Raw genomic sequence first — 22,013 nt, forward strand, 5'->3', positions numbered from 1 at the left:
CCGCCTGCCGAGTTTGAGCGGCGTCACTTCCTGAGGCTCCAAGGTGTCTAGGAAATCCTGGGCGATTCAAACAGGGGTTGTTGCTGCTTGATCATTTGCGCTTCCAGCAGTAAAGCGCCGATCTCTCCTGCAGTGCGAATGTGGGTGATGTGGGTGGCTTGGCGCAGCATGCGCGCCTCGTCAGGATTGCGCAGGTGGGACTGCAAACGTGCGCGTAAATTGATGCTCTTGCCGATGTAAAGCGGCAGGCGATCACCCTGCGCATGGAACACGTACACCCCCGGGGCCGCTGGCGCTTGCTGCACCGCCTCGCGCAAGTGCTCGGGATAGGCATAAAGGCCGCGCTGATCAAACCCAGGGCGGCGGCGTGCAGTCGAAGGCATGGCGGGTGCAGGCGGCAAAGCCTGGGTTGCGCAACGGGGTCAGGGCAGGCAGCTGCTGCCGCACATGGTTTTTGACACTGCCCGCAGAGAGTTTTCTCACGTCTGCCCGTGTTACTTCTGGCCAAAGATGGCGGTGGGTCAGGGATTCGAACCCTGGAAGGACTTACATCCTTGCTAGTTTTCAAGACTAGTGCATTCAACCGCTCTGCCAACCCACCCAATGGCGTGGCGTGCCAAGCATTTGCGGCACCGCTTGAACCAAAGTGTTCAAGCAGGGTGTGCCTGCAACCGCTTTGCCACGCTTTACAAGGAGCGCCATTCTACACAAGCTGAACGGGGGAAATCCGCTCGCTTGTGCAGCAGGTGCAGGCTGGTTTAGCCGGTTTGCTGGGCTTTGGCGGCCGCCAGGGCGGTCATATTGACGATGCGGCGCACCGTGGACGATGGCGTGATGATGTGGGCCGAGTCGGCCACGCCCATCAGCACGGGGCCAATGGTGGTGCCGTGGGAGACGGTGGTTTTGAGTACATTGAACAAAATATTGGCCGCATCCAGGTTGGGGCAGATCAGGATGTTGGCTTCTCCGTGCAAGGACGACTCCAGCAAGCCGCGCCCGCGCACGCTTTCGTCCAAGGCGGCATCGCCGTGCATTTCGCCGTCGCACTCAATGTGCGGATGCTGGGCGCAGAACAAGTCCCGGGCCTGGCGCACTTTGAGCGCCGACTTGCGCGTGGAGGAGCCGTAGTTGCTGTGCGAAACAAAGGCCACCTTGGGCGGGATGCCAAAGCGCTGGACTTCTTCGGCCGCCATCCAGGCGATGTGGGCCAGTTCTTCGGCGCTGGGGTCTTCGTTGATGTAGGTATCAGCGATGAACAGGGTGCGCCCTTCCAGCAGCAAGGCATTGACGGTGGCCAGGCACTGGGCATCGGGCTTGCGGCCTAAAACGCCTTCCAGGTGCGCCAGGTGGCGGTCAAAGCGCCCGACCAGGCCGCACAGCATGGCATCGGCATCGCCCATTTTGACCATCATGGTGGCAATCAGGGTATTGGAGCGGCGCAGCACTTTTTTCGCTGTTTCGGGGGTCACGCCGTTGCGGCCCATGATGCGGTGGTAAGCCTCCCAGTACTGGCGAAAGCGCGGGTCGTCCTCGGGGTCGCACAGCTCAAAATCCACCCCGGCTTGCAGGCGCAGGCCCGCCTTGGCGATGCGGGTGGCGATGATTTCGGGGCGGCCAATCAAGATGGGCCGGGCCAGCTTTTCATCGACCACGGTTTGTACGGCCCGCAGCACGCGCTCGTCTTCGCCCTCGGCGTAGGCCACGCGCTGGGGGGTGGCTTTGGCGGCGGCAAACACCGGGCGCATGATCATGCTGGTTTGGTACACAAAGCGCGTCAGGTGCTCGCGGTAGGCGGCGTAATCGGGAATGGGGCGGGTGGCAACCCCCGATTCCTCGGCCGCCTGGGCCACCGCCGGGGCAATGCGCAAAATCAGGCGTGTATCAAAGGGCGTGGGGATGAGGTAATCGGGGCCAAAAGTGAGTTCTTTGCCCTGGTAGGCGGCGGCCACTTCGTCGCTCACGTCCTGCTTGGCCAGAGCGGCAATTTCGCGCACGCAGGCCAGCTTCATGCTTTCGGTGATTTTGGTGGCCCCGCAGTCCAAAGCGCCCCGGAAGATGTAGGGGAAGCACAAAACGTTGTTCACCTGGTTGGGGTAGTCCGAGCGGCCGGTGGCGATGATGCAGTCGGGGCGCACGGCTTTGGCCAGCTCAGGGCGGATTTCTGGCTCGGGGTTGGCCAGGGCCAGGATGATGGGCTTGTCGGCCATGGTTTTGAGCATGTCCGCCGTCAGCACGCCGGGGGCTGAGCAGCCCAGGAAAACGTCGGCATTGTTTACCGCGTCGGCCAGAGTGCGGCCTTCGGTGGCCTGCGCAAAAGCGGCTTTGGAGGCATCCAGCGTGCCAGGGCGGCCGGCATAGATCAGGCCTTTGGAGTCGCACATGAAGACGTTTTCGCGGCGCACGCCCAAGCCCAGCATGACGTTCACACAGGCAATGGCCGCGGCCCCTGCGCCAGAGACGGCCACTTTGACCTGGGCAATGTCTTTGCCGACCAATTCCAGCCCATTGAGCAAGGCGGCGCTGGAGATGATGGCCGTGCCGTGCTGGTCGTCGTGAAAGACGGGGATGTTCATGCGCTTGGACAGCTCTTGCTCAATGTAGAAGCACTCGGGCGCTTTGATGTCTTCCAGGTTGATGCCGCCCAGTGTGGGCTCCAGGGCGGCAATGATGTCGATGAGTTTGTTCGGATCGCGCTCGTCCAGCTCGATGTCAAACACATCCACCCCGGCAAATTTTTTGAACAGGCAGCCCTTGCCTTCCATCACCGGCTTGCCCGCCAGCGGGCCAATATCGCCCAGGCCCAGCACGGCGGTGCCGTTGGTGATCACCCCCACCAGGTTGCCTCGGGCGGTGTAGTCAAAGGCTTTGCTGGGGTCGGCTTGAATGTCCAGGCAAGGGTAGGCCACACCGGGCGAGTAGGCCAGGGACAGGTCGCGCTGGTTGGACAGCGGTTTGGTGGGGGTGACGGAGATTTTCCCCTTGCTTGGGTGGCTGTGGTAGTCACGCGCAGCATCGCGCAGGGTTTGTTCGGCAGGAGTGAGTGATTGGGTCATGGGGGCTTCGTACTTTGTGATTCAACAGTGAACAGTGAACAGTGAATGGGGTGCAAAAAGGTGGGGGGAATCAAGCGTTGCCCATCCCGACGGGGGCGGTGGAGCGGCGGTCGATTTTGCGGCTTAAAACCACCGAGGTGTAGGTCTGCTGGATGCCGTCAATCATGCCGATGCGATCGAGCAGGGCATCGAGCTTTTCGTTGCTCTCGCAGCGCAAAAACACCATGTAGTCGTACTGGCCGCTGACGGCAGAGACTTCTTCGACTTCGACCAGGCGGTTGAGTGACTGCATCACCGAGGGGGCCATTTTGGGCTGCACCCGGATGCCGCAGTAGGCCCGCACGGCCGCTTGCTCCATGCGTTCACCCAGGCGCACGCCGTAGCCGGCGATGACGCTTTCTTGCTCCAGACGCGCGATGCGGGCCACCACGGTGGTGCGGGCCAAATTCATCTGCCGCGCCAGGTGGGCGGTGGATGCCCGGGCGTTCATGTGCAGCAGGCGCAGCAATTGGCGGTCAATGTCGTCTAAGCGGTAATCCATGGGTGCAATTGTGCCTTGCCCATGGCGTGCTTATTGTTTGCTGCGCGCTCTTGTTGGTGTGTGGGGCCGATTGCGCTTAAGCTTTTGCCCCCATGGCAAGTACGATTTTTTCTTCTGTTGATTACGAATTGGTGATTAAAAAAAGCCGCTTTATTGCGTGCATTCAGCCGGTGGCCGACCGCGCCAGCGCCCAGGCGGTGGTGCAGCAGCTGTGGGCCCAGCACCCAGATGCCACGCACATTTGCTGGGCCTTGCTGGCGGGCGGGCAGTCGGCGGCGGTGGACGATGGCGAGCCCAGTGGCACCGCGGGCCGCCCGATGCTGGAGGTGCTGCGCCACCACGATTTGGAAGGGGTGCTGGCCACCGTGGTGCGCTATTTCGGCGGAGTCAAACTGGGGGCCGGCGGCTTGGTGCGGGCCTATACCGATGCGGTGGCCCAGGCCCTGCAGCGCGCTGAAAAAGTGCCACTGCGGCGCTTGTGTACCCAGCAATGCGCTGTGCCCTACGCCCTGGAGGGCTGGATGCGCAGACAACTAGAGCAGTCAGCGGCTGTATTGCTTGCTGTTGAGCATCAAACTCAGGTAAAAATGCAGTGGCAGATAGCGGAAGATGCTATGCAAAGCCTAGCTACCCGCATCAACGAGGCTGGCCAGGGGCGGGTGGCCTGGCTGGAGCATTGGTAGGTGGTATGCGCCCCGCGCTTATTGGACTTGCACTTGGGCCGGGCCCGTTTGCATCGTGCCAATCACGCGGGCTGCGTTAAAGCCATGGCGGGTGAAAATTTCCAAAACCTGCGGAGCCACTTCGGGGCGGCACGATACCAGCAGGCCGCCGGAGGTTTGCGGGTCGGTCAGCACCGCCCGCTGGCTGGCGCTGATGTGCTCGCCCAGCACGACGTGCTCGCCATACGCGGCCCAGTTGCGCCCGGAGGCACCGGTGACCACGCCCTGCTCGGCAAACGTTTGAATGCCCGGCAGCAGCGGCAGGGCGGCAGCATCAATGCAGGCGGTGAGCTGGGCACCCTTGGCCATCTCCAGCGCGTGGCCCAGGAGGCCAAAGCCGGTGACATCCGTCAGGGCGTGCACGCCAGGCAACTGGGCCAAATCGGGGCCTGGGCGGTTCAGTTGGGTGGTGGCGCTGATCATGGCGGCGTAACCGGTGGCATCGAGCAATTCTTTTTTGAGCGCGGCCGACAAAATGCCCACGCCCAGCGGTTTGCCCAAAATCAGCACGTCGCCCGCCTGGGCATCGGCGTTGCGCTTGAGTTGCCGGGGATCCACGATACCAATGGCCACCAGCCCGTAAATGGGTTCGACCGAGTCGATCGAATGCCCGCCCGCCAGCGGGATGCCCGCAGCGCGGCAGACGCTGGCCCCACCTTCCAAAATGGCCGCAATGGTGCTGTGCGGCAGCACATTGATCGGCATGCCAACAATGGCCAGCGCCATCAGCGGCGTGGCCCCCATGGCGTAAATATCCGACAGCGCATTGGTGGCGGCGATGCGGCCAAAGTCGTGCGGGTCATCGACGATGGGCATGAAAAAATCGGTCGTCGCCACAATCGCTTGGTGCTCATTGATGCGATAGACGGCAGCATCGTCGGCCGTTTCGGTGCCGACCAATAAATCTGGAAAAAATTGGGTGGGCAGGGTGCTTTGACCAATCAGTTGGGCCAGGATGCCCGGGGCAATTTTGCAGCCACAGCCACCGCCATGCGAGAGCGAAGTTAAACGGGGAGCGGTGGTAGTAGCAAGGGTTTCAGACATGGCAGGCACAAGGGGCGCAGTAAAAATGGGGCAAATTGTAGCGTTCAAGTTTTACGCCCTCTTCAGGGACCCAGGGGGGCGGGGCTATGACAATGGCGGTTGTTTCATTTTTACCTGATGGCTTTTTAAATGTCCCAGCGCCAGCCTGTTCGTGTTACCGAGATTGCCCGGTTTACCACCGTGATTGATGCCCGCTCCCCTGCTGAATTTGCCCTTGACCACATTCCGGGGGCGATCAACTGCCCGGTGCTCGACGATGCGCAGCGGGCCATCATTGGTACGCTGTACAAGCAGCAAGGCGCATTTGCCGCCAAGCGGCTGGGTGCCGCCTGGGTGGCCGCCAACTTGGCCCGGCATTTAACCACCACGTTGGCCGATCGCCCGGCGAACTGGAAGCCCTTGGTGTACTGCTGGCGCGGGGGGATGCGCAGCGGCTCCATGGTGACGTGGCTGCGCATGGTGGGCTGGGATGCGCAGCAGCTGACGGGGGGCTACAAAGCCTACCGCCACCACGTTGTGGAGCAGTTGCGCCAGCGGATGCCGCAATTGCGGCTGCGGGTGGTGTGCGGGGCCACGGGCAGTGCCAAAACGCGCTTGCTGCATGCCCTGCAGGCGCAAGGGGCGCAGGTGCTCGATTTGGAGGGCCTGGCCTGTCACAAGGGGTCGCTGCTTGGAGCGGTGCCCGGCGTGGAGCAGCCCAGCCAAAAAGCGTTTGAGACGCAGCTGCTCCATGCCCTTGAGCAGCTGGATACGGCCCAGCCGATTTTCATTGAGGGCGAGAGCGCCAAGATTGGCCGCCTGGCTGTGCCGCTGGAGCTGATTGCCCAGATGCGCAGCGCCCCCGTGCTGGAGGTGCAAGCCACGCCTGAGGTGCGGCTGGCGTTTTTGCTGCGCGATTACGCCTATTTGGGGGACGATGTGCCGCTGCTGTGCCAGCGGCTGGCCTTGCTCAAAGAGCTGCAGGGCAAAGAGACCATTGCCCGCTGGCAAGCCTGGGCGCAGGCGGGTGATTTCCGCAATTTGTTTGCCGAGCTGATGGCCTTGCACTACGACCCGCAGTACCTGCGCTCGCAAGCGCGCAACTTTCAGCAGTGGGCGCAGCGCCAGTCGGTGCAGGCCAGCAGCTTAAGCGAAGCTGGCATTGTGGATTTGGCCCGGCAGGTGCTGAAAAATATGCACTGATGGCTGTCAGCAGGCAGCACGCTGCGGGCTGAACTGGCGCGCTAGGGCTAGGGTTTGGGCTCTGGCGGGGTGCTGGGTTTGAACTCGAAGTTGTCAAAATCCAGCCCCTCCATGTCGAAGGAGGGTGGGGGCACTTCTCCAGCAGGCGCGGTGGGCGCGGCGCTGTCGGCCTCGCCGCTGCTGGGCAAGGGCCAGTCCAGGCCAAAGTCGGTCAAGAGGGCGTTGTCGGTGTTTTCAAAAGGCGCTGGCGGCAGGCTGGCCTCGGCCTGGGGCGGCTGCTTGGGCGATGGGGGCGGCGGCACCACGGCTGAAAATTCGGCCAGATCATGAGGGAAATCATTCGGCAAATCGCCAGGCAGATCACCCAGCAGGTTGTCAGGCAGATCGGCCTCCAGGCTGCCCGCCAAGTGGGGCACATCCAGCAGCGGTGTGGCTGCCAGTGCGGACGCGGCGGCGCTGCTGTCTTGCGCCAGGCGGCTGTTGTCGGTTGCCAAGCTGCGCTGGGCGGCGGCGATGGTGCTGCTGCGGGCAATGGTGCTGCCGCGTTGATCGGCTGTGGTGTGTTCGGCAATTTCGTACAGCAGGAGCAGTTCCTGGAACGCCGTGGGCGGCAGGCGGTCCAGGGGCTGGGCCAGCTGGGGGGTTGTTGTCGGGTAGTGGATGGCCCCGCCCATCAGGGCCAGCACATCGTCGGTGGGCCAGAGGGCTTCAATTTGCGTGAGCAGGGGCACGGCACCTTCGAGCAAGTCGGCGCTGGGCGCGTGGTAATTTTCCAGGCGGGGCGCTTGGATGTTGAACACCGCCTCCAGGGCGCGTCGGGTGGTTTCAAAGGCCTCGGTGCGGCTGAGTTGGTAGAAAAACTCCAGCAACTTCAGGTAGGGCAGGGGGGAGGCTTTGGGATTTTTCTCGATGTGGTTTTCCAGCAGGATGATGGCCTCATCGTATTCGCCAATGGAGGCGTAAAACTCGGCCTGCTCCTGGGTGTCCAGAAAGTCTTGGGTGGTGACCGTCAGGTAGCCCGACGGAGCCTCGGCGCTGTCGCCCTCGTTCAGGTGGTTGTCCGCTTGGGGCAGGAAAAAAGCGTTGGGCTGGATGGGCACTGCGATGGGGGCCGAGGGCGCAGGTTCTGCCGGGGCGGGGGCAGGGCTGGCTTGCTTAGTAGGAGCTTCTGGCGCTTCTACGGTGGGGTTTTTTACTGTTTCTACGCTGTATTGTGTTTCTTCTTCAACGGTGGATGCTATGTATTTTTCTTCAGCATCGGGGGCGTATGCGCTGCGGACGGCTTGGTGCCAATCGCTGGCAGCGTGCTGGCGTTCGGCCCGCAGGCGCTGCAGCAAGTAGGCAATGGCCAGCAGCGCCGCTGTGAGCACGGCCAAAAGCAGGTAAAGCCACAGGGGCAGGGTGTTAGCCGCTTTGGCGGCTGCCAATTCAGCCGTCAGCCCAGCGATTTCGGCGCGGCTTTTTTTCTGTTGTTCTTCTAGGCTGGACAGCTGCGTTTGTAGCTGCAGCAGGCGCTCGCTTTCAATGGCGGCGGTATCGGCGGGCGCAAGGGCAATCGTCGATTCGCCCCGATTGGCGGCCGCTCCCTCCTCCCCGTCATGAAACAAAAACAGCGTGTCCATGCGCAGCACCGGGCGGGCGCTGTCCAATGCGGTGATGCTCAGGGCCAGCGGGGCCGCTGCCGCCGGGTCGGCCGGTGGCGTGCGTGCAGGCGCTACCTTGGGGGCCGGGGCCGGGGTGGTTTTGGGGGCCGGGCGTGCCGTTGCCGTGGGGGCTTTGGCGCTGGGGGCTTGGGCCGCTTTGGCCGCTTTAGGGGCGGGTGCCGGGCGCTTGGCGGTTTTTTCTGGGGGAGGGCTTGGCGACAACGCGGCGGCGGGTTGCGTGCTTGGCAGCAGCTGCGGGGGGTCGGCAAACAGGGTGTAACTGCGCGAGATTTGGCCGCTGCAGCCAGCGCTGACCGTCAGGCTGACCAGGGGTTCGTTGATGGCTTGTTGCGAACGAATGCGCAGGGTCTGTGGTGCAATCAAGGTGGTGCGGACGGGGGTGGAGACCTCGCCCTGCATCACCTGGGCTTGGATGCAGCTGCTGTCCAGCGTCTGGCCGGGATCGGGAACGATGGTGATGCGCACATCCAGCGGTGCCCCTAGCACCACGGGGTTTTGTGGCGTGCCCAGGGTCAGGGCACACGCCTGCGCTGCTGCGGTAAGGCAAGCTATCCCTAGAAATTGATTTCTTAATCGCACGCGTGCGGCCCTCTTTTGTTCTTTCGTGACGTTTCAGCGACTTTGCCTGAAAGTTTTTTGCTCTTTTGTGAAGAGCCAGTGGAAACATTTTGACATGCTTTGCATTGCGCTGAATGCCTTAATAAGCGGATGCTATCGTCGCTTTTGCGCCTCCTATGGCACGGTGGTGACTGCAGCGGGGCTTTGTATGCAGCGCATATTTCTTGTGGGCAAGCGCCCGTTGCAGCCCTGGCTCTTGGGCAGCGCTGTGGCAAACTCGCCCCCTTTCTGGTTTTCAGCGTGCTTTGGGCACATGAGCGCATGCAAAAAATTATTGGGCAAATTGCCGCCGAGTTAAAAGTGGGGGCCGCACAGGTGACGGCGGCCGTGGAATTATTGGATGGCGGGGCGACGGTGCCGTTTATTGCCCGTTACCGCAAAGAGGCCACGGGCGGGCTGGACGATGCCCAGCTGCGTGAGCTGCAAGTGCGCCTGGCCTACCTGCGCGAGCTGGATGAGCGGCGCGGCACCGTGCTCAAAGCCATTGATGAGCAAGGCAAGCTGACCGATGCCTTGCGCTTGGCGATTGCCCAAGTGGCCACCAAGCAAGAGCTGGAAGATATTTACCTGCCGTTCAAGCAAAAGCGCCGCACCAAAGGCCAAATTGCCAAAGAGTTCGGCATTGAGCCGCTGGCCGACCAGTTGCTGGCCGACCCCACGCTCGATCCCCACGAACACGCCCAAGCCTATTGCCAGCCGGCCACGGTGCTTGACGATGGCAAGCCAGGCCCGGATTTCTCTACCCCCCAAGCCGTACTCGATGGCGTGCGCGACATTTTGTCCGAGCGCTGGGCTGAGGATGCGGCGCTGGTGCAAAAGCTGCGCGAATGGCTTTGGGCCGATGGCCTGCTGCGCTCCAGCCTGGTGGCAGGCAAGAATGAGCAAGAGCCCGAAGTGGCCAAGTTCCGTGATTATTTTGATTACGAAGAGCCCATTGGCCGCATTCCTTCGCACCGGGCGCTGGCCGTTTTTCGGGGCCGCAGCCTGGAGATTTTGGATGCCAAGCTGGTGCAGCCCCAAGAGCCTGTTCCGGGGCAGATGAGCCTGGCCGAAGGCCATATTGCTCTGCACCTGGGCTGGAGCCACCAAAACCGCAAGAGCGATGACCTGCTGCGCAAATGCGTCACCTGGACATGGCGCGTGAAGCTGAGCCTGTCCATTGAGCGCGACCTGTTTACCCGTTTGCGCGAAGCTGCCGAGGCCGTGGCCATCAAAGTCTTTGGCGACAACCTGCGCGACCTGCTCTTGGCCGCCCCCGCCGGGCCTCGGGCTGTGATGGGGTTGGACCCTGGGATTCGCACCGGCGTGAAAGTGGCCGTGGTCGATAGCACCGGCAAGCTGCTGGAGACCGCCACGGTCTTCCCCCACGAACCGCGCCGCGATTGGGAGGGCAGTGTCTTGACCCTGGCCGCCCTGGTGCAGCGCCATGGCGTGCAGCTGATTGCCATTGGCAACGGCACCGCCAGCCGTGAGACCGATAAGCTGGCAGCCGATGTGATTAAATTGGTAGAAAAAACGGCGCAAGCGCAATCTGGTAAAGCGCTAGCAGCTCTACAAAAGATAGTGGTGAGCGAGGCGGGTGCTTCGGTGTATTCGGCCAGCGAGTTCGCCAGCCAGGAGCTGCCGGATGTCGATGTCAGCCTGCGCGGTGCGGTCAGCATTGCCCGGCGCTTGCAAGACCCGCTGGCCGAGCTGGTCAAGATCGACCCCAAAAGCATTGGCGTGGGCCAGTACCAGCACGATGTGAACCAAAGCGATTTGGCCCGCCAGCTAGGCAGTGTGGTGGAAGACTGTGTGAACGCCGTGGGCGTGGATTTGAATACCGCCTCGGCCCCACTGCTGGCGCGGGTGTCGGGCCTGTCGGCCACGGTGGCCAAATCGGTGGTGCGCTGGCGCGATGCCCATGGGCGCTTTCAAAGCCGCAAGCAATTGCTCGAAGTCAGCGGCCTGGGGCCCAAAACCTTTGAACAAGCGGCAGGGTTTTTGCGCATTCGCGGTGGGGTCAATCCTTTGGACATGACCGGTGTTCACCCCGAAACTTACCCCGTGGTCGAGCGAATTTTGCAGGCCACCAAGACCCCGATCGAGGCGCTCATGGGGCGCAGCGAACAGTTGCAAAAACTCAACCCCGCCCAGTTTGCCGATGAGCGCTTTGGTGCCATCACGGTGCGCGATATTTTGGGTGAGCTGGAAAAGCCAGGCCGTGACCCGCGCCCTGATTTTGTCGTTGCTCGCTTCAATGACGGGGTGGAAAGCATTGCCGACTTAAAAGAAGGCATGGTGCTGGAGGGTACCGTCAGCAACGTGGCGCAGTTTGGGGCGTTTGTCGATTTGGGCGTCCACCAGGACGGTTTGGTCCACGTCAGCCAGATGAGTCACAAGTTTGTCGAAGATGCCCGCGAGGTGGTGAAAACCGGCCAGATTGTGAAAGTCAAAGTGCTGGAGGTGGATGCCCCGCGCAAGCGCATCAGCCTGACGATGAAGCTGGACGCTGCCCCCGCCCGCCGTGATGGCCCGCGTGACAATCGTTTTGAAGCTGCAGGCCGGGGGAGCAATGCGCCCGCGCGGCGCGGTGACCGTGGCGAGCGCCGCGATCATCAGCCCAGCGGGGCTGCTGGGCACAGCGCCATGGCATCGGCCTTTGCCAAGCTACAAGGCTTGAAAAAGTAACACCCCGGCGCTTAGAACGTGTACACGTTCTTACAGCCCGGGGCGCACCAAGCCAACGGCCAAGCCTTCAATGGCAAAGCTTTCCGCATCGCGCACTTCGATGATGGGGTAATCGGGGTTGGCCGGGTGCAGACGGGCACCGCTGGGCAACAGCTCCAGGCGTTTGACGGTGACTTCATCATCAAGCCGCGCCACCACAATCTGGCCGCTGCGTGCTTGTTGGGTCGCCTGCACGGCGAGCAAGTCGCCATCGAGGATGCCCAGGTCACGCATGGACATGCCGCGCACGCGCAGCAGGTAGTCGGGGCGGCGCTCAAACATGCTCTCGGGCACACTGTGGGTGGTGTCAATATGCTCCTGCGCAAGAATGGGCGAGCCAGCGGCCACCCGGCCAATCAGGGGCAGGACCAAGGTGCTGGCCAGTTGGGTGACCTGCTCCTGCGCGGCGTGCAGGCGCAACCGGATACCGCGCGAGGTGCCGCTGACCAGCTCAATGGCGCCTTTGCGGGCCAGGGCTTTCAGGTGCTCTTCGGCGGCATTGGCCGATTTAAAGCCCAGTGCCTGGGCAATTTCTGCCCGGGTGGGGGGGGCCCCGGTAGCGGTGATGGAGGTTTGGATGAGCTCCAACACTTCTTGCTGGCGGGCGGTGAGTTTAGGCAGGGCCATGGTGGTTCCTGTGAATTTGTACAGTCACTGTATTTTTAACCAGTTTGTTTGGGGATGCAAGCAGCCATGAGGCAAAACACCAGGACGAGCGCCAGCACCGTTGCCAACACCCTGGCCCTGCTGGGCATGGGGGGCACGATTGCCGGTACCGGCAGTGCCAGCGGCGTGGGCTACCAAGCGGGGCAAATTGCGGCGCAAGACTTGCTGGGGGGCATTGCGGTGCCGACGGGTTGTGTGGTGCGGCCCCAGCAGGTGCGCCAACTCGATAGCAAAGACATCGGCGATGGCGATTGGCTGGCTTTGGCCCAGGCGTGCGGGCAACAACTGGCCGATCCGCAGGTGGCCGCTATTGTGATTACCCACGGCACGGATACCTTGGAAGAAACCGCTTGGTTTTTGCAGTGCGTGCTGCCTGCGGGCAAGCCGGTGGTATTGACCTGTGCCATGCGCCCGGCCAGTGCCTTATCGGCCGATGGCCCGGCCAATCTGCGCGATGCCTTGGCCTGTGCGGCGGATGGGGGGGCGCTGGCCTGGGCGCAGGCAGGCCAGCCGGTGCTGGTGGTGGCGGCGGGGGAGGTGCACAGCGCCGCTGCAGTGCGCAAAGCCCACGCCTACCAGGTGCATGCGTTGAGCTCGGCCCCCGCCGGGCCTGTGGCGTGGGTGGAGGAGGGGCGGCTGCGCTGGGCACAGCGCCTGCCGCAGCAGGTGGTGGTTAAAAATGCCGTGCCCCTGCCCCCTTTGCCCTGGCCGTGGGTGGAGGTGGTCACCAGCCATGCCGGGGCGCGGGCCGAGGGGGTGGATGCCTTGGTGGCTGCCGGGGTGCGCGGCCTGGTGGTGGCGGGCACCGGCAATGGAACGGTGCATGCAGCGTGGTTGCCGGCGCTGCAGCGGGCGCGGGCGGCGGGGGTGCCGATTGTGCGTACCACCCGTTGCGCTGAGGGCCGCATCGTGCAAGCGCCGGGCCAAGACGATGCCGAGGTGGTGGACTTGCCGCCGCTCAAAGCCCGCATCAGCTTGATGCTGCGCTGCATGTCGCCCTCTGTCCCTAGGCCCTCGCCATAAAAAAAGCCCCTGCGAACAGGGGCTTGGTTTTTTGGCGCAAAGGCCACATGGCGTGGCCAGGGGTTCTAAGAACGTGTTCACGATCTCCTCATGGGTGTGCGGGCGCGGCTTCGGGCGGTCTGCGGCGTTGCAAATCCTCGCCATAGCTACGGCTATGTCTGTGGTTTGCGCCTTGCAGCCCATCCCGATCCGCATCCCGCACCCCTTCGCGCGGAAATCGTGAACACGTTCTAAGCACCCAGTGCCGCAAAGGCACGTGCGGTGATTTCTTCAACGCTGCCCGTGCCGCTGATGGCGCGGTACTGGGGGGCGGCTTGGGGTTCGGCTTTGGCCCAGTTGGAGTAGTAATCGACCAGGGGACGGGTTTGGTCGCTGTACACCTGCAGGCGTTTTTTCACGGTTTCTTCTTTGTCGTCTTCGCGCTGCACCAGGGGTTCGCCGGTGACATCGTCAATGCCTTCGACCTTTGGGGGATTGAATTTGACGTGGTACGTGCGGCCCGATGCGGGGTGGCTGCGCCGGCCGCTCATGCGGTCGATGATGGCCTCGAACGGCACGTCAATTTCCAGCACGTAGTCCAGCTTCACGCCAGCGGCCTTCATGGCATCGGCCTGGGGGATGGTGCGGGGGAAGCCGTCAAACAAAAAGCCTTTGGCGCAGTCGGGCTGGGCGATGCGGTCTTTCACCAGATTGATGATGAGCTCGTCGCTGACCAATTGCCCCGCATCCATCACCGCCTTGGCTTGCAGGCCCAGGGGGGTGCCAGCCTTTACAGCGGCACGCAGCATATCGCCGGTGGAGATTTGGGGAATGCCAAATTTTTCGCAGATAAAAGCAGCTTGGGTGCCTTTGCCAGCGCCGGGGGCGCCCAACAGGATGAGTCTCATGGATTTCCTCGTGAAGTGTTGAAATTTTTTATGAACATGCCCGCCGCGCTGCAGTGACCATGCCAAGGCGGGGCAAAGGATAGCACGGCCTTCTTTGAAAAATCCTTACAAATTTTGCACTGCAGCATGGCTTTTGCAAGCACCAATCGCTGGGACTGGCGCAGCAGAGAAGGCGGTTGCTTTATTTAAAAGAGCTTTTCCCGCTTGGATAATCAGCATTTCAGGGTTTAAAGTGTCTGAAAACGTTGTTTTTAAAGCGGAAGCAGCTATTAATTTAATGCTGTTTGCGCCCAAAGATGGCGCACTCGTGCTAAATCCTCGGGGGTGTCCACCCCTGGGCCAGGAGCCTGGGCGGCAGTGTGTACGGCAATGGCGTGGCCGTGCCACAGGGCGCGCAGCTGCTCTAGGGCCTCGACCTGTTCGGTGGGGGCCGGGGGGAGGGTGGGAAATTGGCGCAAAAACCCGGCACGGTAGGAGTAGATGCCGATATGGCGCAGCGGTGCAAAGGAGGTGGCACCGGCAGCGGCACTGTTGCCATCCCACCACTGCGTACCCGCCTGGTCGCGGTGCCAAGGGATGGGGGCGCGGCTGAAGTAATGGGCCAGGCCCTGGGCGTTGCACACCACTTTGACCACGTTGGGGTTTTGGTAATCCTGCAGGTTATGCACTGGGTGGGCGGCGGTGCCCATGCTCGCTTGCGGGGTGTGGGCCAGCACCTGGGCCACGGCGTTGATGAGTGCCGGGTCGATCAGCGGCTCATCGCCTTGCACATTGACCACCATGGCATCGCCGTCCAGGCCGAGCAGGGCGCAGGCCTGGGCCAAGCGGTCGCTGCCGCTGGGGTGGTCGGGGTCGGTCAAAACAGCGCGAATGCCGTGGGCGGCACAGGCATCGGCAATGGCGGCGCTGTCAGCGGCCACCACCACTTGGGCCGCTTGACTGCGCAGCGCTTGCTGGGCAACACGCACCACCATGGGGGCTCCGCCAATGTCGGCCAGGGGTTTGTTTGGCAGGCGCGCGGAGGCCAGCCGCGCCGGGATCAAAACGTGAAAGCTCATGGGGCCAGGGCTTGGAGTTCATCGTCGCTCAAGGTGCGGGCTTCGCCTTCGAGCAAGATGGGAATGCCATCGCGCACCGGGTAGGCCAGGCGGGCGCTGCGCGAGATTAGCTCTTGGTGTTCGCGGTCGTAGGTGAGGGGGCCTTTGGTCACGGGGCAGACCAGCAGTTCGAGAAGTTTGGCATCCATAGTGCGCTCAGTTTGTCTAAAAAGGGCCAATGGTAGTGGCGTTCACGTGCTCTGGCGGGCTGTTGGTGGGCGGCAGCTTGGCCAATTCGCGCGCGAGCAAATCCCAAAAGTCTGCCGGCAGCTGCAATTGCAGCGGCACGGCCCAGGCCTGGGGGTGCTGGCACCACAGCTTGCGGGCATCTTTTTCGGTGCAGAGTAAGGGGATGTCGTGGCCGCACTGGCGTGAAAAATGGGCAAAGTCGGCATGGTCTGGCAGGCTTTGGGTGGCGGCCAAGGGGATGCCTTGGGCCTGGAGCATGGCAAAAAATGCGCCAGGGCGGGCAATGGCGGCTACGGCTTCTACGGGTTGCTGGGCCAGGGTGAGTAAATCAATGTGCTCGCCCAGGCCGTTGTAGGCCGTGGGGGCCAAGCGGCGCTGCAGCGCAAACGCCGGGGCGCTGCCCATGGGCTGGGGTGGTTGGCCTGCGTACAGCGTGGCGGTGACTGGGCGTGGCCAGGGTTCGCGCAGCGGGCCAGCGGGCAGCAGCCAGCCGTTGCCGATGCCGTCCTCGTTGAAAACGCACAGCTCAATATCCCGGGCCAGCGCCAAGTGCTGCAAGCCATCGTCGCTGACGATGATGTTGGTGGCCGGGTAGTGCGCCCGCAAGGCCTGCACGGCCTCGATGCGCTGGCGGGCCACAAAGACCGGTGCGCCGGTGGTGCGGGCCAGCAGGGCGGGCTCGTCACCCACTTCATGGGCGGGGCTGTCGGGCAGGGCTTGGCGGCAATCGGTGGTGCGGCGGCCATAGCCGCGCGAGACAATGCCCGGCTGCCAGCCGTGTTGCTGCAAATAGGTGACCACGGCTTGGGTGACGGGGGTTTTGCCAGCCCCGCCAGCAATCACATTGCCCACGACGATGACGGGCACCCCGGCGTGGATGGGGCGCTGGCGGCGGGCATGCCAAGCCTGCAGTGCCCGGTACAGCTGCGAAAGTGGCCACAGCAGGCGCATCCCCAGGCCCCGGCGCTGCCATGGGGAGCGCTGGCCACTGGGGGCGGGGGGGGGCGGTGGGCGATTGGGCAAGGCAGCGCGGAGGGTGGCTGGCTGCTTATTGGCCTGCAGCGGAGGTCGCTTGGGTGGCAAAGGTAATTTGCGACAGCCCGGCCCGCCGCGCCGCTTCCATGGCCGAGACGACCGATTGGTGCGGTGCATTGGCATCGGCGCTGATGATGACGATGCTGTCCTTGCCGGCCGGGGCATGGCGGGTCAGGGCGCTGGCGATGCCCTCGACGCTGCGGTCTTGCAGCGCATCTTTACCCACGGCGTAGCGGCCATCGGCGGCGATGCTGACGATGACTTCTTTGGGCCGGTCGCGCAGCTGCTCGGTATCGGCGCTGGGCAGGGTCAATTCCATTTCAGTGAATTTGCTGTAGGTGGTGGTCAGCATCAAAAAGATGAGGATGACCAGCAGCACATCGATGAAGGGGATCAGGTTGATCTCAGGCTCTTCGGTGCGGCGCTTGCGAAAGTTGATGGCCATGGGCGCTTGTCCTCCTGCGGGTTCTGCGGGCGGGGCCGTTTAGCGGCGCAGTTGCAACAAGTGGTGCAGAAATTGCTCGCTGGCCAGCTCCAGCTGCAGCAAATAGCCATCGACCCGGGCGCGAAAGTAGCGCCAAAAAATCAGTGCCGGAATGGCCACGATCAAACCAAAAGCGGTGTTGTACAGCGCAATCGAAATGCCATGGGCCAGTTGCGCCGGGTTGCCGCTGCCAACCGCACCGCCGCCCGCTTGCGAGCCAAAAATCTCAATCATGCCAATCACGGTGCCCAGCAGGCCCAGCAGGGGGGCGGCCGAAGCAATTGTGGCCAGGGCCCCCAAGTAGCGCTCCAGCTTGTGCGCTGCGGCGCGGCCGGCGGTCTCCATTTGGGCCTGCAGGTATTCTTGCTGGCTGGACTGGCCGATGGCCTTGAGGCCGCTGGCCAAGACCTCGCCCAGGGCGCTGTTTTGGGCCAATTGGGCAATCACTTGCTCGCTGGGAACCCCTTGGCGCGAGACGGAGATGGCCTCTTGCAGCAGATTTTCGGGGGCGATCTTGCTGGCTTTGAGCGAAATAAAGCGCTCCACAATGAGCGCCAAGGCCAAAATAGAGCAGGCAATCAGGGGCCAGATGGGCCAGCCAGCGGCTTGGATGATGGTCAGCAACGTATTCTCTCCGCGTGGTGTAGGTGAAAATCAACCGCTGATTATCACTGCCTGACAAGGTGCTTTTGCCGTTTTACCGGTTTTCTTATGTATCAAGCTTCTTTGAATGGCCCCGGTGCTGCGCCCGTATGGGCGGTGGGGGCCTTGTGCCAAGCCATTGCCGATAGTTTGCAGGCGCGCTTCAACCCCGTGCAGGTGCGGGGGGAGATCGCCGGCTTTTCCCGTGCGCCCAGTGGGCATTGCTATTTTTCGATCAAGGATGCCACCGGCCAACTGCGCTGCGCCATGTTTCGCCGTGCTGCGCAAAACCTGGATTTTTCTCCGCGCGATGGCGATTTGGTCGAGCTGCAAGGCCAGCTGGGTGTGTACGAGCAGCGTGGCGATTTGCAGCTGATTGTCGAAAAATTGCAGCGGGCCGGGCAAGGCAGCTGGATGGAGCAGTTCCTGCGCCTGAAAGAGCGTTTGCAAGCGCAGGGCCTGTTTGCGGCGGAGCGCAAGCGCCCCTTGCCCGCCATGCCCCGGGGGATTGGTTTGGTGACCTCGCTGGGGGCAGCTGCTTTGCACGATGTGGTGACCGCCTTGCAGCGCCGGGCCCCGTATTTGCCGGTGGTGCTGGTGCCCGCCTTGGTGCAGGGGGAGCAAGCGCCGGCCTCTTTGGTGGCGGCTTTGCACCAGGTGTACGCGCTGGCGCAGCAACCGGGCCCGCACCCCCCGGTGGATGCCATCTTGCTGGTGCGCGGTGGCGGCTCGATGGAAGATTTGTGGGCTTTTAACGATGAGACCCTGGCCCACACCATTGTGCAAAGCCCGGTACCACTGGTCAGTGGCGTGGGGCACGAGACCGATTTCACCATTGCCGATTTTTGTGCCGATGTGCGCGCGCCCACCCCCACGGCCGCCGCTGAGCTGGTGGCCCCGGCCCGCGCCGATTGCCTGCTGCAGCTGCAGGCTTGGGCAGAACGCATCGAGCGCTTGCTGCAGCAGCGCTTGCAAAACCAGCAGCAGTGGCTGGACAAACTGGCCCTGCGCTTGGGGCAGCCGGGCAAGGCGCTGCAAACCCAGCGCTTGCTGTGCCAGCGCCAAGGCCAGCAAATGGCGCAAGCCGTTCAATTAAAATTGAAGCAGTCAGCGCTTACCCAGCAAGCGTTAGAGGCCAATTTTCATAAAAATTTTCAACGCCAGTTGCAGCAGCGCCGCCAAGCCTTGGCGCTGCTGACGCAGCGGCTGGAGCTACTTAACCCGGAACACGTGCTGCAGCGCGGGTTTGCGTGGCTGACCACCCCCCAGGGGCAAGTGGTATCTTCGGTAGGCAGCGCTCCGGTCGGTACGGCTTTGCAAGCGCAATTGGCCGATGGCCGTTTGGATTTAACCGTAGTGCAACCGCGTTTGCTGTAAAAGTTGGGTTGCAGCCGGGTTGCCGCCGATTGTGGCACCTGGCGCTTTTTATCCGGGGCGGTCAGCCAAAGTGTGTGCTTGTGCCTACAATTAACCGGTTGGCGACTTTTTGCGTTAAATCAAATTTAGTGCTGACTTAGTGCTAACGCAAAGAAACCTGCAGTTTTTTTCTCACAATTTCTAACCATCAAGAGGAACACCATGGAACATACCCTGCCCGCTCTGCCTTACGCCATCGACGCACTGGCCCCCCACTACAGCCAAGAAACGCTGGAGTTTCACCACGGCAAGCACCATAACGCCTATGTGGTGAACCTGAACAACCTGCAAAAAGGCACCGAGTTTGAAAACATGGGCCTGGAAGAGATCATCAAAAAATCTTCCGGCGGCATCTACAACAACGCGGCGCAAATCTGGAACCACACCTTCTTCTGGAGCTGCATGAAGCCCCAAGGCGGCGGCGCTCCTACCGGTGCGTTGCTGGAGGCCATCAACGCCAAGTGGGGCAGCTTTGACAAGTTCAAGGAAGAATTCACCAAATCGGCCGTGGGCAACTTTGGCTCGGGCTGGACGTGGCTGGTGAAAAAAGCCGATGGCAGCGTGGACATCGTCAATACCGGCCCAGCAGGCACCCCCCTGACCACCGCCGACAAGGCCTTGCTGACGGTGGACGTGTGGGAGCACGCCTACTACATCGACTACCGCAATGCCCGTCCCAAGTTTGTTGAAGTGTTCTTGAACCACTTGGCCAACTGGGATTTTGCCCAGGCCAACTTTGCCGCCTGAGCTCAGCCTTAACCGTTGAAGAACTCCCCTTCGGCTCCACCCGCTGGCCTGCGTCAGCGGGTTTTTTTTGGTGTATTTTTGTTGTAATCATGGGTATGACTGCTGCTTTGTTATCCGATTTGCTCCCCGTCACCCCACGCTTGCCGGTGCTCTTTGTCGGCCATGGCAGTCCCATGAATGCCATTGAAAAAAACGCTTGGCATTTAACCTGGGCCGATCTGGGGCAAGAATTGTTGCAACGCTTTCCCCGCCCAACGTTGATTGTGTGCATCTCTGCGCATTGGCTGACCGGCGGCCATTGGGCGCTGAGTGGGGCCGCGCAACCGGCCACCTTGCATGATTTTGGTGGTTTTCCGCCTGAGCTGTACCAGTGCCGCTACCCCGCCCCGGGGGCCCCCGCACTGGCCCCGGCATTGGCGGCGGCGTTAAAAAATCCGGCCACAGGCAAGCCGCTGAACGTCGATTGGGAGCGCGGCCTGGACCACGGTGCCTGGGGCGTGCTGCAGCCCATGTTTCCGCAGGCCGATATCCCCGTGGTGCAACTGAGCATGGACATCACCCGCCCTGCTGCCGAGCACTGGGCGCTGGGCCAGCAACTGTCCGCGCTGCGCGAGCGCGGCGTGCTGCTGGTGGCCAGTGGCAATGTGGTGCACAACCTGTCCACCCTGCGCCAGGGCATGGGCCTCAATGCCACCTACCGCTGGGCGCTGCAGTTTGATGACCGCGTGGCCAATCACATCCTGGCGGGCGATGTGCAGCCGCTGGTGCAGTTTGCCCAATGGGGGGATATCACCGAGGTCTGCCACCCCACGCACGAGCATTTCTTGCCGCTGCTTTACGCGGCTGCAGCGGTGGTGCCGGGCGATCGCCCCCGCTTTTTCAATGCTGGGTTTCAAATGGCCTCGATTGGTATGCGCTCGGTGGTGTGGGATGCCACAGCGCCAAGCGCACAGGGGTGAGGGTAGGAGAGTGCATCTTCAGTTTTTCCATATTGTTATTCCCTATCTTTGGCCACTTGCTTCAGCTCGGAAAACTTAGCGGCCATGGTGGGGTTGCCCCGGGTCAGCTTCTTGATCGTCACATCCTGCGCCTTGTCGTTGGCCAGTCGCAGGTTACGGTTGGCACCCAGCAAGGCATCCTTGGTCTTTTGCAGGTGGTCTATCGACTTGTCGATTTCGTCGATGGCGGTTTGAAAGCGTCGAGAAGCCAAGTCGTAGTTCTTGCCGAAGGCCTCCTTGAAGCCCTCCAGCTGGCTTTCGAAGTTGGTGATGTCGATGTTTTGCGACTTCATCAATGCCAGCTCGGTCTTGAACTTGAGCGAATTCAGCGCGGCGTTGCGCAGCAGCGTGATGATGGGGATGAAGAACTGTGGGCGCACCACATACATCTTGGGGTAGCGGTACGACACATCCACGATGCCAGTGTTATAGAGCTCACTGTCGGGCTCCAGCAGTGAGACAAGAACAGCGTATTCGCAACCCTTTTCAGAGCGGTCTTTGTCTAGTTCCTTGAAGAAGTCTTCGTTCTTCTTCTTGGTGGCGGTCGTGTCGCTTTCATTCTTCATCTCGAACATGATTGACACGATCTCGGTGTCCGCATCGTCCGATTCTTTGAAAATGTAATCGCCCTTGCTGCCACTGCTGGCATCGTTGTCCTTTTCAAAGTACGCGCGAGGGAAAGCTGTGGCACGCAACCGGTTGAATTCTGTCTCACAGTGCTGCTCCAGCGTCTCGCCCACCATCTTGGTTGAGAGCTTGGCCTTGAGATCTTTCAGGCGCTCGATGGCGTCTTCGCGCTCTTTGATCTGGAGTTCGTACTTTTCCTTGAGCGACTGCTCAGCAAGGCGCTTCTCCAGCTGCGCTTGTTCAAAGCGACTCTTGAACTCATCCCGCTGCTTTTCAACCGTGCTCAGCGCCTGGGTGACGGCCAGTTGCTGCTCCTTTGTCGCAGCGTCCAGCTGCGCCTTCAGCGCCTGTATTTCGGCTGCGCTGGCAGCTTCCGCTTGCTGCAGATCTGCAATGCGTTGGGCCTGCGCCAAGGCGGTAGCAGCTTGGTTGTCGCGCTTGGCTTGCTCCAACTGGTGAGCCAGCTCGTCGCGCTTCTTTTCAACACTGCTCAGTGCCTGGGCTACCGCCAGTTGTTGCTCCTGCTTGGCTGAGGTCACCTTGGCTTGCAATGACTGGATTTCAGCATCCTTGGCTGCGGCTGCTTTTTGCAGCTCGCTGTGAATCGCCCAGGATTTCCTAGACACCTTGGAGCCTCAGGAAGTGACGCCGCTCAAACTCGGCAGGCGG

General features: G+C 62.0%; 20 protein-coding genes and 1 tRNA gene. 7 read left to right on the plus strand and 14 right to left on the minus strand.

Annotation, left to right across the window (positions count from 1 at the left end):
- Positions 1–47: 47 nt before the first annotated feature.
- The 4 genes from ACFO24_RS11085 to ACFO24_RS11100 form a co-directional block, all read right to left on the minus strand.
- The gene (locus ACFO24_RS11085; RefSeq protein ID WP_377738397.1) at positions 48–383 is read right to left on the minus strand and encodes a hypothetical protein; all 336 of its coding nucleotides are present in this window, start codon (positions 381–383) and stop codon (positions 48–50) included.
- Positions 384–511: 128 nt separating this feature from the next.
- Positions 512–601 (minus strand) — tRNA-Ser (locus ACFO24_RS11090).
- A gap of 157 nt (positions 602–758) precedes the next feature.
- Complete coding sequence (locus ACFO24_RS11095) at positions 759–3,053, minus strand: NADP-dependent malic enzyme (protein WP_377738398.1); 2,295 nt, start codon at positions 3,051–3,053, stop codon at positions 759–761.
- A 70-nt stretch (positions 3,054–3,123) separates the two neighbouring features.
- Complete coding sequence (locus ACFO24_RS11100) at positions 3,124–3,594, minus strand: Lrp/AsnC family transcriptional regulator (protein ID WP_207574250.1); 471 nt, start codon at positions 3,592–3,594, stop codon at positions 3,124–3,126.
- Between the two features lie 92 nt (positions 3,595–3,686).
- Between ACFO24_RS11100 and ACFO24_RS11105 the strand changes: the two genes are divergently transcribed.
- Entirely contained in the window at positions 3,687–4,277 is a 591-nt protein-coding gene (locus ACFO24_RS11105; protein WP_377738399.1) for an IMPACT family protein, read from the plus strand.
- Positions 4,278–4,295: 18 nt separating this feature from the next.
- On the opposite strand, the gene selD is transcribed toward ACFO24_RS11105, so the two are convergent.
- Complete coding sequence (selD, locus tag ACFO24_RS11110) at positions 4,296–5,360, minus strand: selenide, water dikinase SelD (protein ID WP_377738400.1); 1,065 nt, start codon at positions 5,358–5,360, stop codon at positions 4,296–4,298.
- A 129-nt stretch (positions 5,361–5,489) separates the two neighbouring features.
- Here selD and mnmH point away from each other — a divergent pair, with 129 nt between their 5' ends.
- Positions 5,490–6,542, plus strand: a complete 1,053-nt coding sequence (mnmH, locus tag ACFO24_RS11115) for a tRNA 2-selenouridine(34) synthase MnmH (protein WP_377738401.1) — start codon at positions 5,490–5,492, stop codon at positions 6,540–6,542.
- A gap of 47 nt (positions 6,543–6,589) precedes the next feature.
- Here mnmH and ACFO24_RS11120 read toward each other — a convergent pair whose 3' ends face one another.
- Positions 6,590–8,785 carry a type IV pilus assembly protein FimV gene (locus tag ACFO24_RS11120; RefSeq protein ID WP_377738402.1) on the minus strand — a complete coding sequence of 732 codons (2,196 nt, stop codon included), beginning with the start codon at positions 8,783–8,785 and terminating at the stop codon, positions 6,590–6,592.
- Positions 8,786–9,085: 300 nt separating this feature from the next.
- Between ACFO24_RS11120 and ACFO24_RS11125 the strand changes: the two genes are divergently transcribed.
- Complete coding sequence (locus ACFO24_RS11125; RefSeq protein WP_377738403.1) at positions 9,086–11,494, plus strand: Tex family protein; 2,409 nt, start codon at positions 9,086–9,088, stop codon at positions 11,492–11,494.
- Positions 11,495–11,524: 30 nt separating this feature from the next.
- Here ACFO24_RS11125 and lexA read toward each other — a convergent pair whose 3' ends face one another.
- The gene (lexA, locus tag ACFO24_RS11130) at positions 11,525–12,160 is read right to left on the minus strand and encodes a transcriptional repressor LexA (RefSeq protein WP_377738404.1); all 636 of its coding nucleotides are present in this window, start codon (positions 12,158–12,160) and stop codon (positions 11,525–11,527) included.
- 66 nt (positions 12,161–12,226) lie between these two features.
- Here lexA and ACFO24_RS11135 point away from each other — a divergent pair, with 66 nt between their 5' ends.
- Positions 12,227–13,222 carry an asparaginase gene (locus ACFO24_RS11135; protein WP_377738405.1) on the plus strand — a complete coding sequence of 332 codons (996 nt, stop codon included), beginning with the start codon at positions 12,227–12,229 and terminating at the stop codon, positions 13,220–13,222.
- A gap of 230 nt (positions 13,223–13,452) precedes the next feature.
- On the opposite strand, the gene adk is transcribed toward ACFO24_RS11135, so the two are convergent.
- The 6 genes from adk to ACFO24_RS11165 all read right to left on the minus strand — a co-directional run bounded on the left by adk (position 13,453) and on the right by ACFO24_RS11165 (position 17,538).
- The gene (gene adk / locus ACFO24_RS11140) at positions 13,453–14,109 is read right to left on the minus strand and encodes an adenylate kinase (RefSeq protein ID WP_377738406.1); all 657 of its coding nucleotides are present in this window, start codon (positions 14,107–14,109) and stop codon (positions 13,453–13,455) included.
- Positions 14,110–14,378: 269 nt separating this feature from the next.
- Positions 14,379–15,167: a 3-deoxy-manno-octulosonate cytidylyltransferase gene (gene kdsB / locus ACFO24_RS11145; RefSeq protein ID WP_377738407.1), complete on the minus strand. Its 789-nt coding sequence runs from the start codon at positions 15,165–15,167 to the stop codon at positions 14,379–14,381.
- Positions 15,164–15,355, minus strand: a complete 192-nt coding sequence (locus ACFO24_RS11150) for a Trm112 family protein (RefSeq protein WP_207575861.1) — start codon at positions 15,353–15,355, stop codon at positions 15,164–15,166. Before ACFO24_RS11150 ends, kdsB begins: the two co-directional genes overlap by 4 nt.
- Positions 15,356–15,371: 16 nt before the next feature.
- On the minus strand, positions 15,372–16,346 hold the full coding sequence (gene lpxK / locus ACFO24_RS11155; protein WP_377738412.1) for a tetraacyldisaccharide 4'-kinase: 975 nt from the start codon (positions 16,344–16,346) through the stop codon (positions 15,372–15,374).
- Between the two features lie 97 nt (positions 16,347–16,443).
- A complete protein-coding gene (locus ACFO24_RS11160; RefSeq protein WP_207575867.1) occupies positions 16,444–16,869 on the minus strand; it encodes a biopolymer transporter ExbD in 426 nt (141 codons plus the stop codon).
- A gap of 45 nt (positions 16,870–16,914) precedes the next feature.
- Positions 16,915–17,538: a MotA/TolQ/ExbB proton channel family protein gene (locus tag ACFO24_RS11165; RefSeq protein WP_207575859.1), complete on the minus strand. Its 624-nt coding sequence runs from the start codon at positions 17,536–17,538 to the stop codon at positions 16,915–16,917.
- An 87-nt stretch (positions 17,539–17,625) separates the two neighbouring features.
- Between ACFO24_RS11165 and xseA the strand changes: the two genes are divergently transcribed.
- The 3 genes from xseA (at position 17,626) to ygiD (ending at position 20,678) form a co-directional block, all read left to right on the plus strand.
- Entirely contained in the window at positions 17,626–18,933 is a 1,308-nt protein-coding gene (gene xseA, locus ACFO24_RS11170; RefSeq protein ID WP_377738409.1) for an exodeoxyribonuclease VII large subunit, read from the plus strand.
- Positions 18,934–19,134: 201 nt separating this feature from the next.
- Complete coding sequence (locus ACFO24_RS11175) at positions 19,135–19,719, plus strand: superoxide dismutase (protein ID WP_207575857.1); 585 nt, start codon at positions 19,135–19,137, stop codon at positions 19,717–19,719.
- A gap of 95 nt (positions 19,720–19,814) precedes the next feature.
- On the plus strand, positions 19,815–20,678 hold the full coding sequence (gene ygiD / locus ACFO24_RS11180; RefSeq protein WP_377738410.1) for a 4,5-DOPA-extradiol-dioxygenase: 864 nt from the start codon (positions 19,815–19,817) through the stop codon (positions 20,676–20,678).
- Between the two features lie 35 nt (positions 20,679–20,713).
- Here the strand turns inward: ygiD and ACFO24_RS11185 are convergent, their stop codons facing one another.
- Positions 20,714–21,970: a DUF2130 domain-containing protein gene (locus tag ACFO24_RS11185; RefSeq protein WP_377738411.1), complete on the minus strand. Its 1,257-nt coding sequence runs from the start codon at positions 21,968–21,970 to the stop codon at positions 20,714–20,716.
- Positions 21,971–22,013 lie beyond the last annotated feature (43 nt).

Source organism: Comamonas denitrificans (assembly GCF_042654745.1).
Classification (GTDB): domain Bacteria; phylum Pseudomonadota; class Gammaproteobacteria; order Burkholderiales; family Burkholderiaceae_C; genus Comamonas; species Comamonas denitrificans.

Excerpts from the sequence above, each read along its gene's own strand:
- ACFO24_RS11105 (WP_377738399.1), top strand. The coding sequence starts at position 3,687 with ATGGCAAGTACGATTTTTTCTTCTGTTGATTACGAATTGGTGATTAAA.
- ACFO24_RS11175 (WP_207575857.1), top strand. The coding sequence starts at position 19,135 with ATGGAACATACCCTGCCCGCTCTGCCTTACGCCATCGACGCACTGGCC.
- ACFO24_RS11085 (WP_377738397.1), bottom strand. The coding sequence starts at position 383 with ATGCCTTCGACTGCACGCCGCCGCCCTGGGTTTGATCAGCGCGGCCTT.
- mnmH (WP_377738401.1), top strand. The coding sequence starts at position 5,490 with ATGTCCCAGCGCCAGCCTGTTCGTGTTACCGAGATTGCCCGGTTTACC.
- ACFO24_RS11150 (WP_207575861.1), bottom strand. The coding sequence starts at position 15,355 with ATGGATGCCAAACTTCTCGAACTGCTGGTCTGCCCCGTGACCAAAGGC.
- lpxK (WP_377738412.1), bottom strand. The coding sequence starts at position 16,346 with ATGCGCCTGCTGTGGCCACTTTCGCAGCTGTACCGGGCACTGCAGGCT.
- ACFO24_RS11095 (WP_377738398.1), bottom strand. The coding sequence starts at position 3,053 with ATGACCCAATCACTCACTCCTGCCGAACAAACCCTGCGCGATGCTGCG.
- kdsB (WP_377738407.1), bottom strand. The coding sequence starts at position 15,167 with ATGAGCTTTCACGTTTTGATCCCGGCGCGGCTGGCCTCCGCGCGCCTG.
- ACFO24_RS11135 (WP_377738405.1), top strand. The coding sequence starts at position 12,227 with ATGAGGCAAAACACCAGGACGAGCGCCAGCACCGTTGCCAACACCCTG.
- lexA (WP_377738404.1), bottom strand. The coding sequence starts at position 12,160 with ATGGCCCTGCCTAAACTCACCGCCCGCCAGCAAGAAGTGTTGGAGCTC.
- adk (WP_377738406.1), bottom strand. The coding sequence starts at position 14,109 with ATGAGACTCATCCTGTTGGGCGCCCCCGGCGCTGGCAAAGGCACCCAA.
- selD (WP_377738400.1), bottom strand. The coding sequence starts at position 5,360 with ATGTCTGAAACCCTTGCTACTACCACCGCTCCCCGTTTAACTTCGCTC.
- xseA (WP_377738409.1), top strand. The coding sequence starts at position 17,626 with ATGTATCAAGCTTCTTTGAATGGCCCCGGTGCTGCGCCCGTATGGGCG.
- ACFO24_RS11125 (WP_377738403.1), top strand. The coding sequence starts at position 9,086 with ATGCAAAAAATTATTGGGCAAATTGCCGCCGAGTTAAAAGTGGGGGCC.
- ACFO24_RS11100 (WP_207574250.1), bottom strand. The coding sequence starts at position 3,594 with ATGGATTACCGCTTAGACGACATTGACCGCCAATTGCTGCGCCTGCTG.
- ygiD (WP_377738410.1), top strand. The coding sequence starts at position 19,815 with ATGACTGCTGCTTTGTTATCCGATTTGCTCCCCGTCACCCCACGCTTG.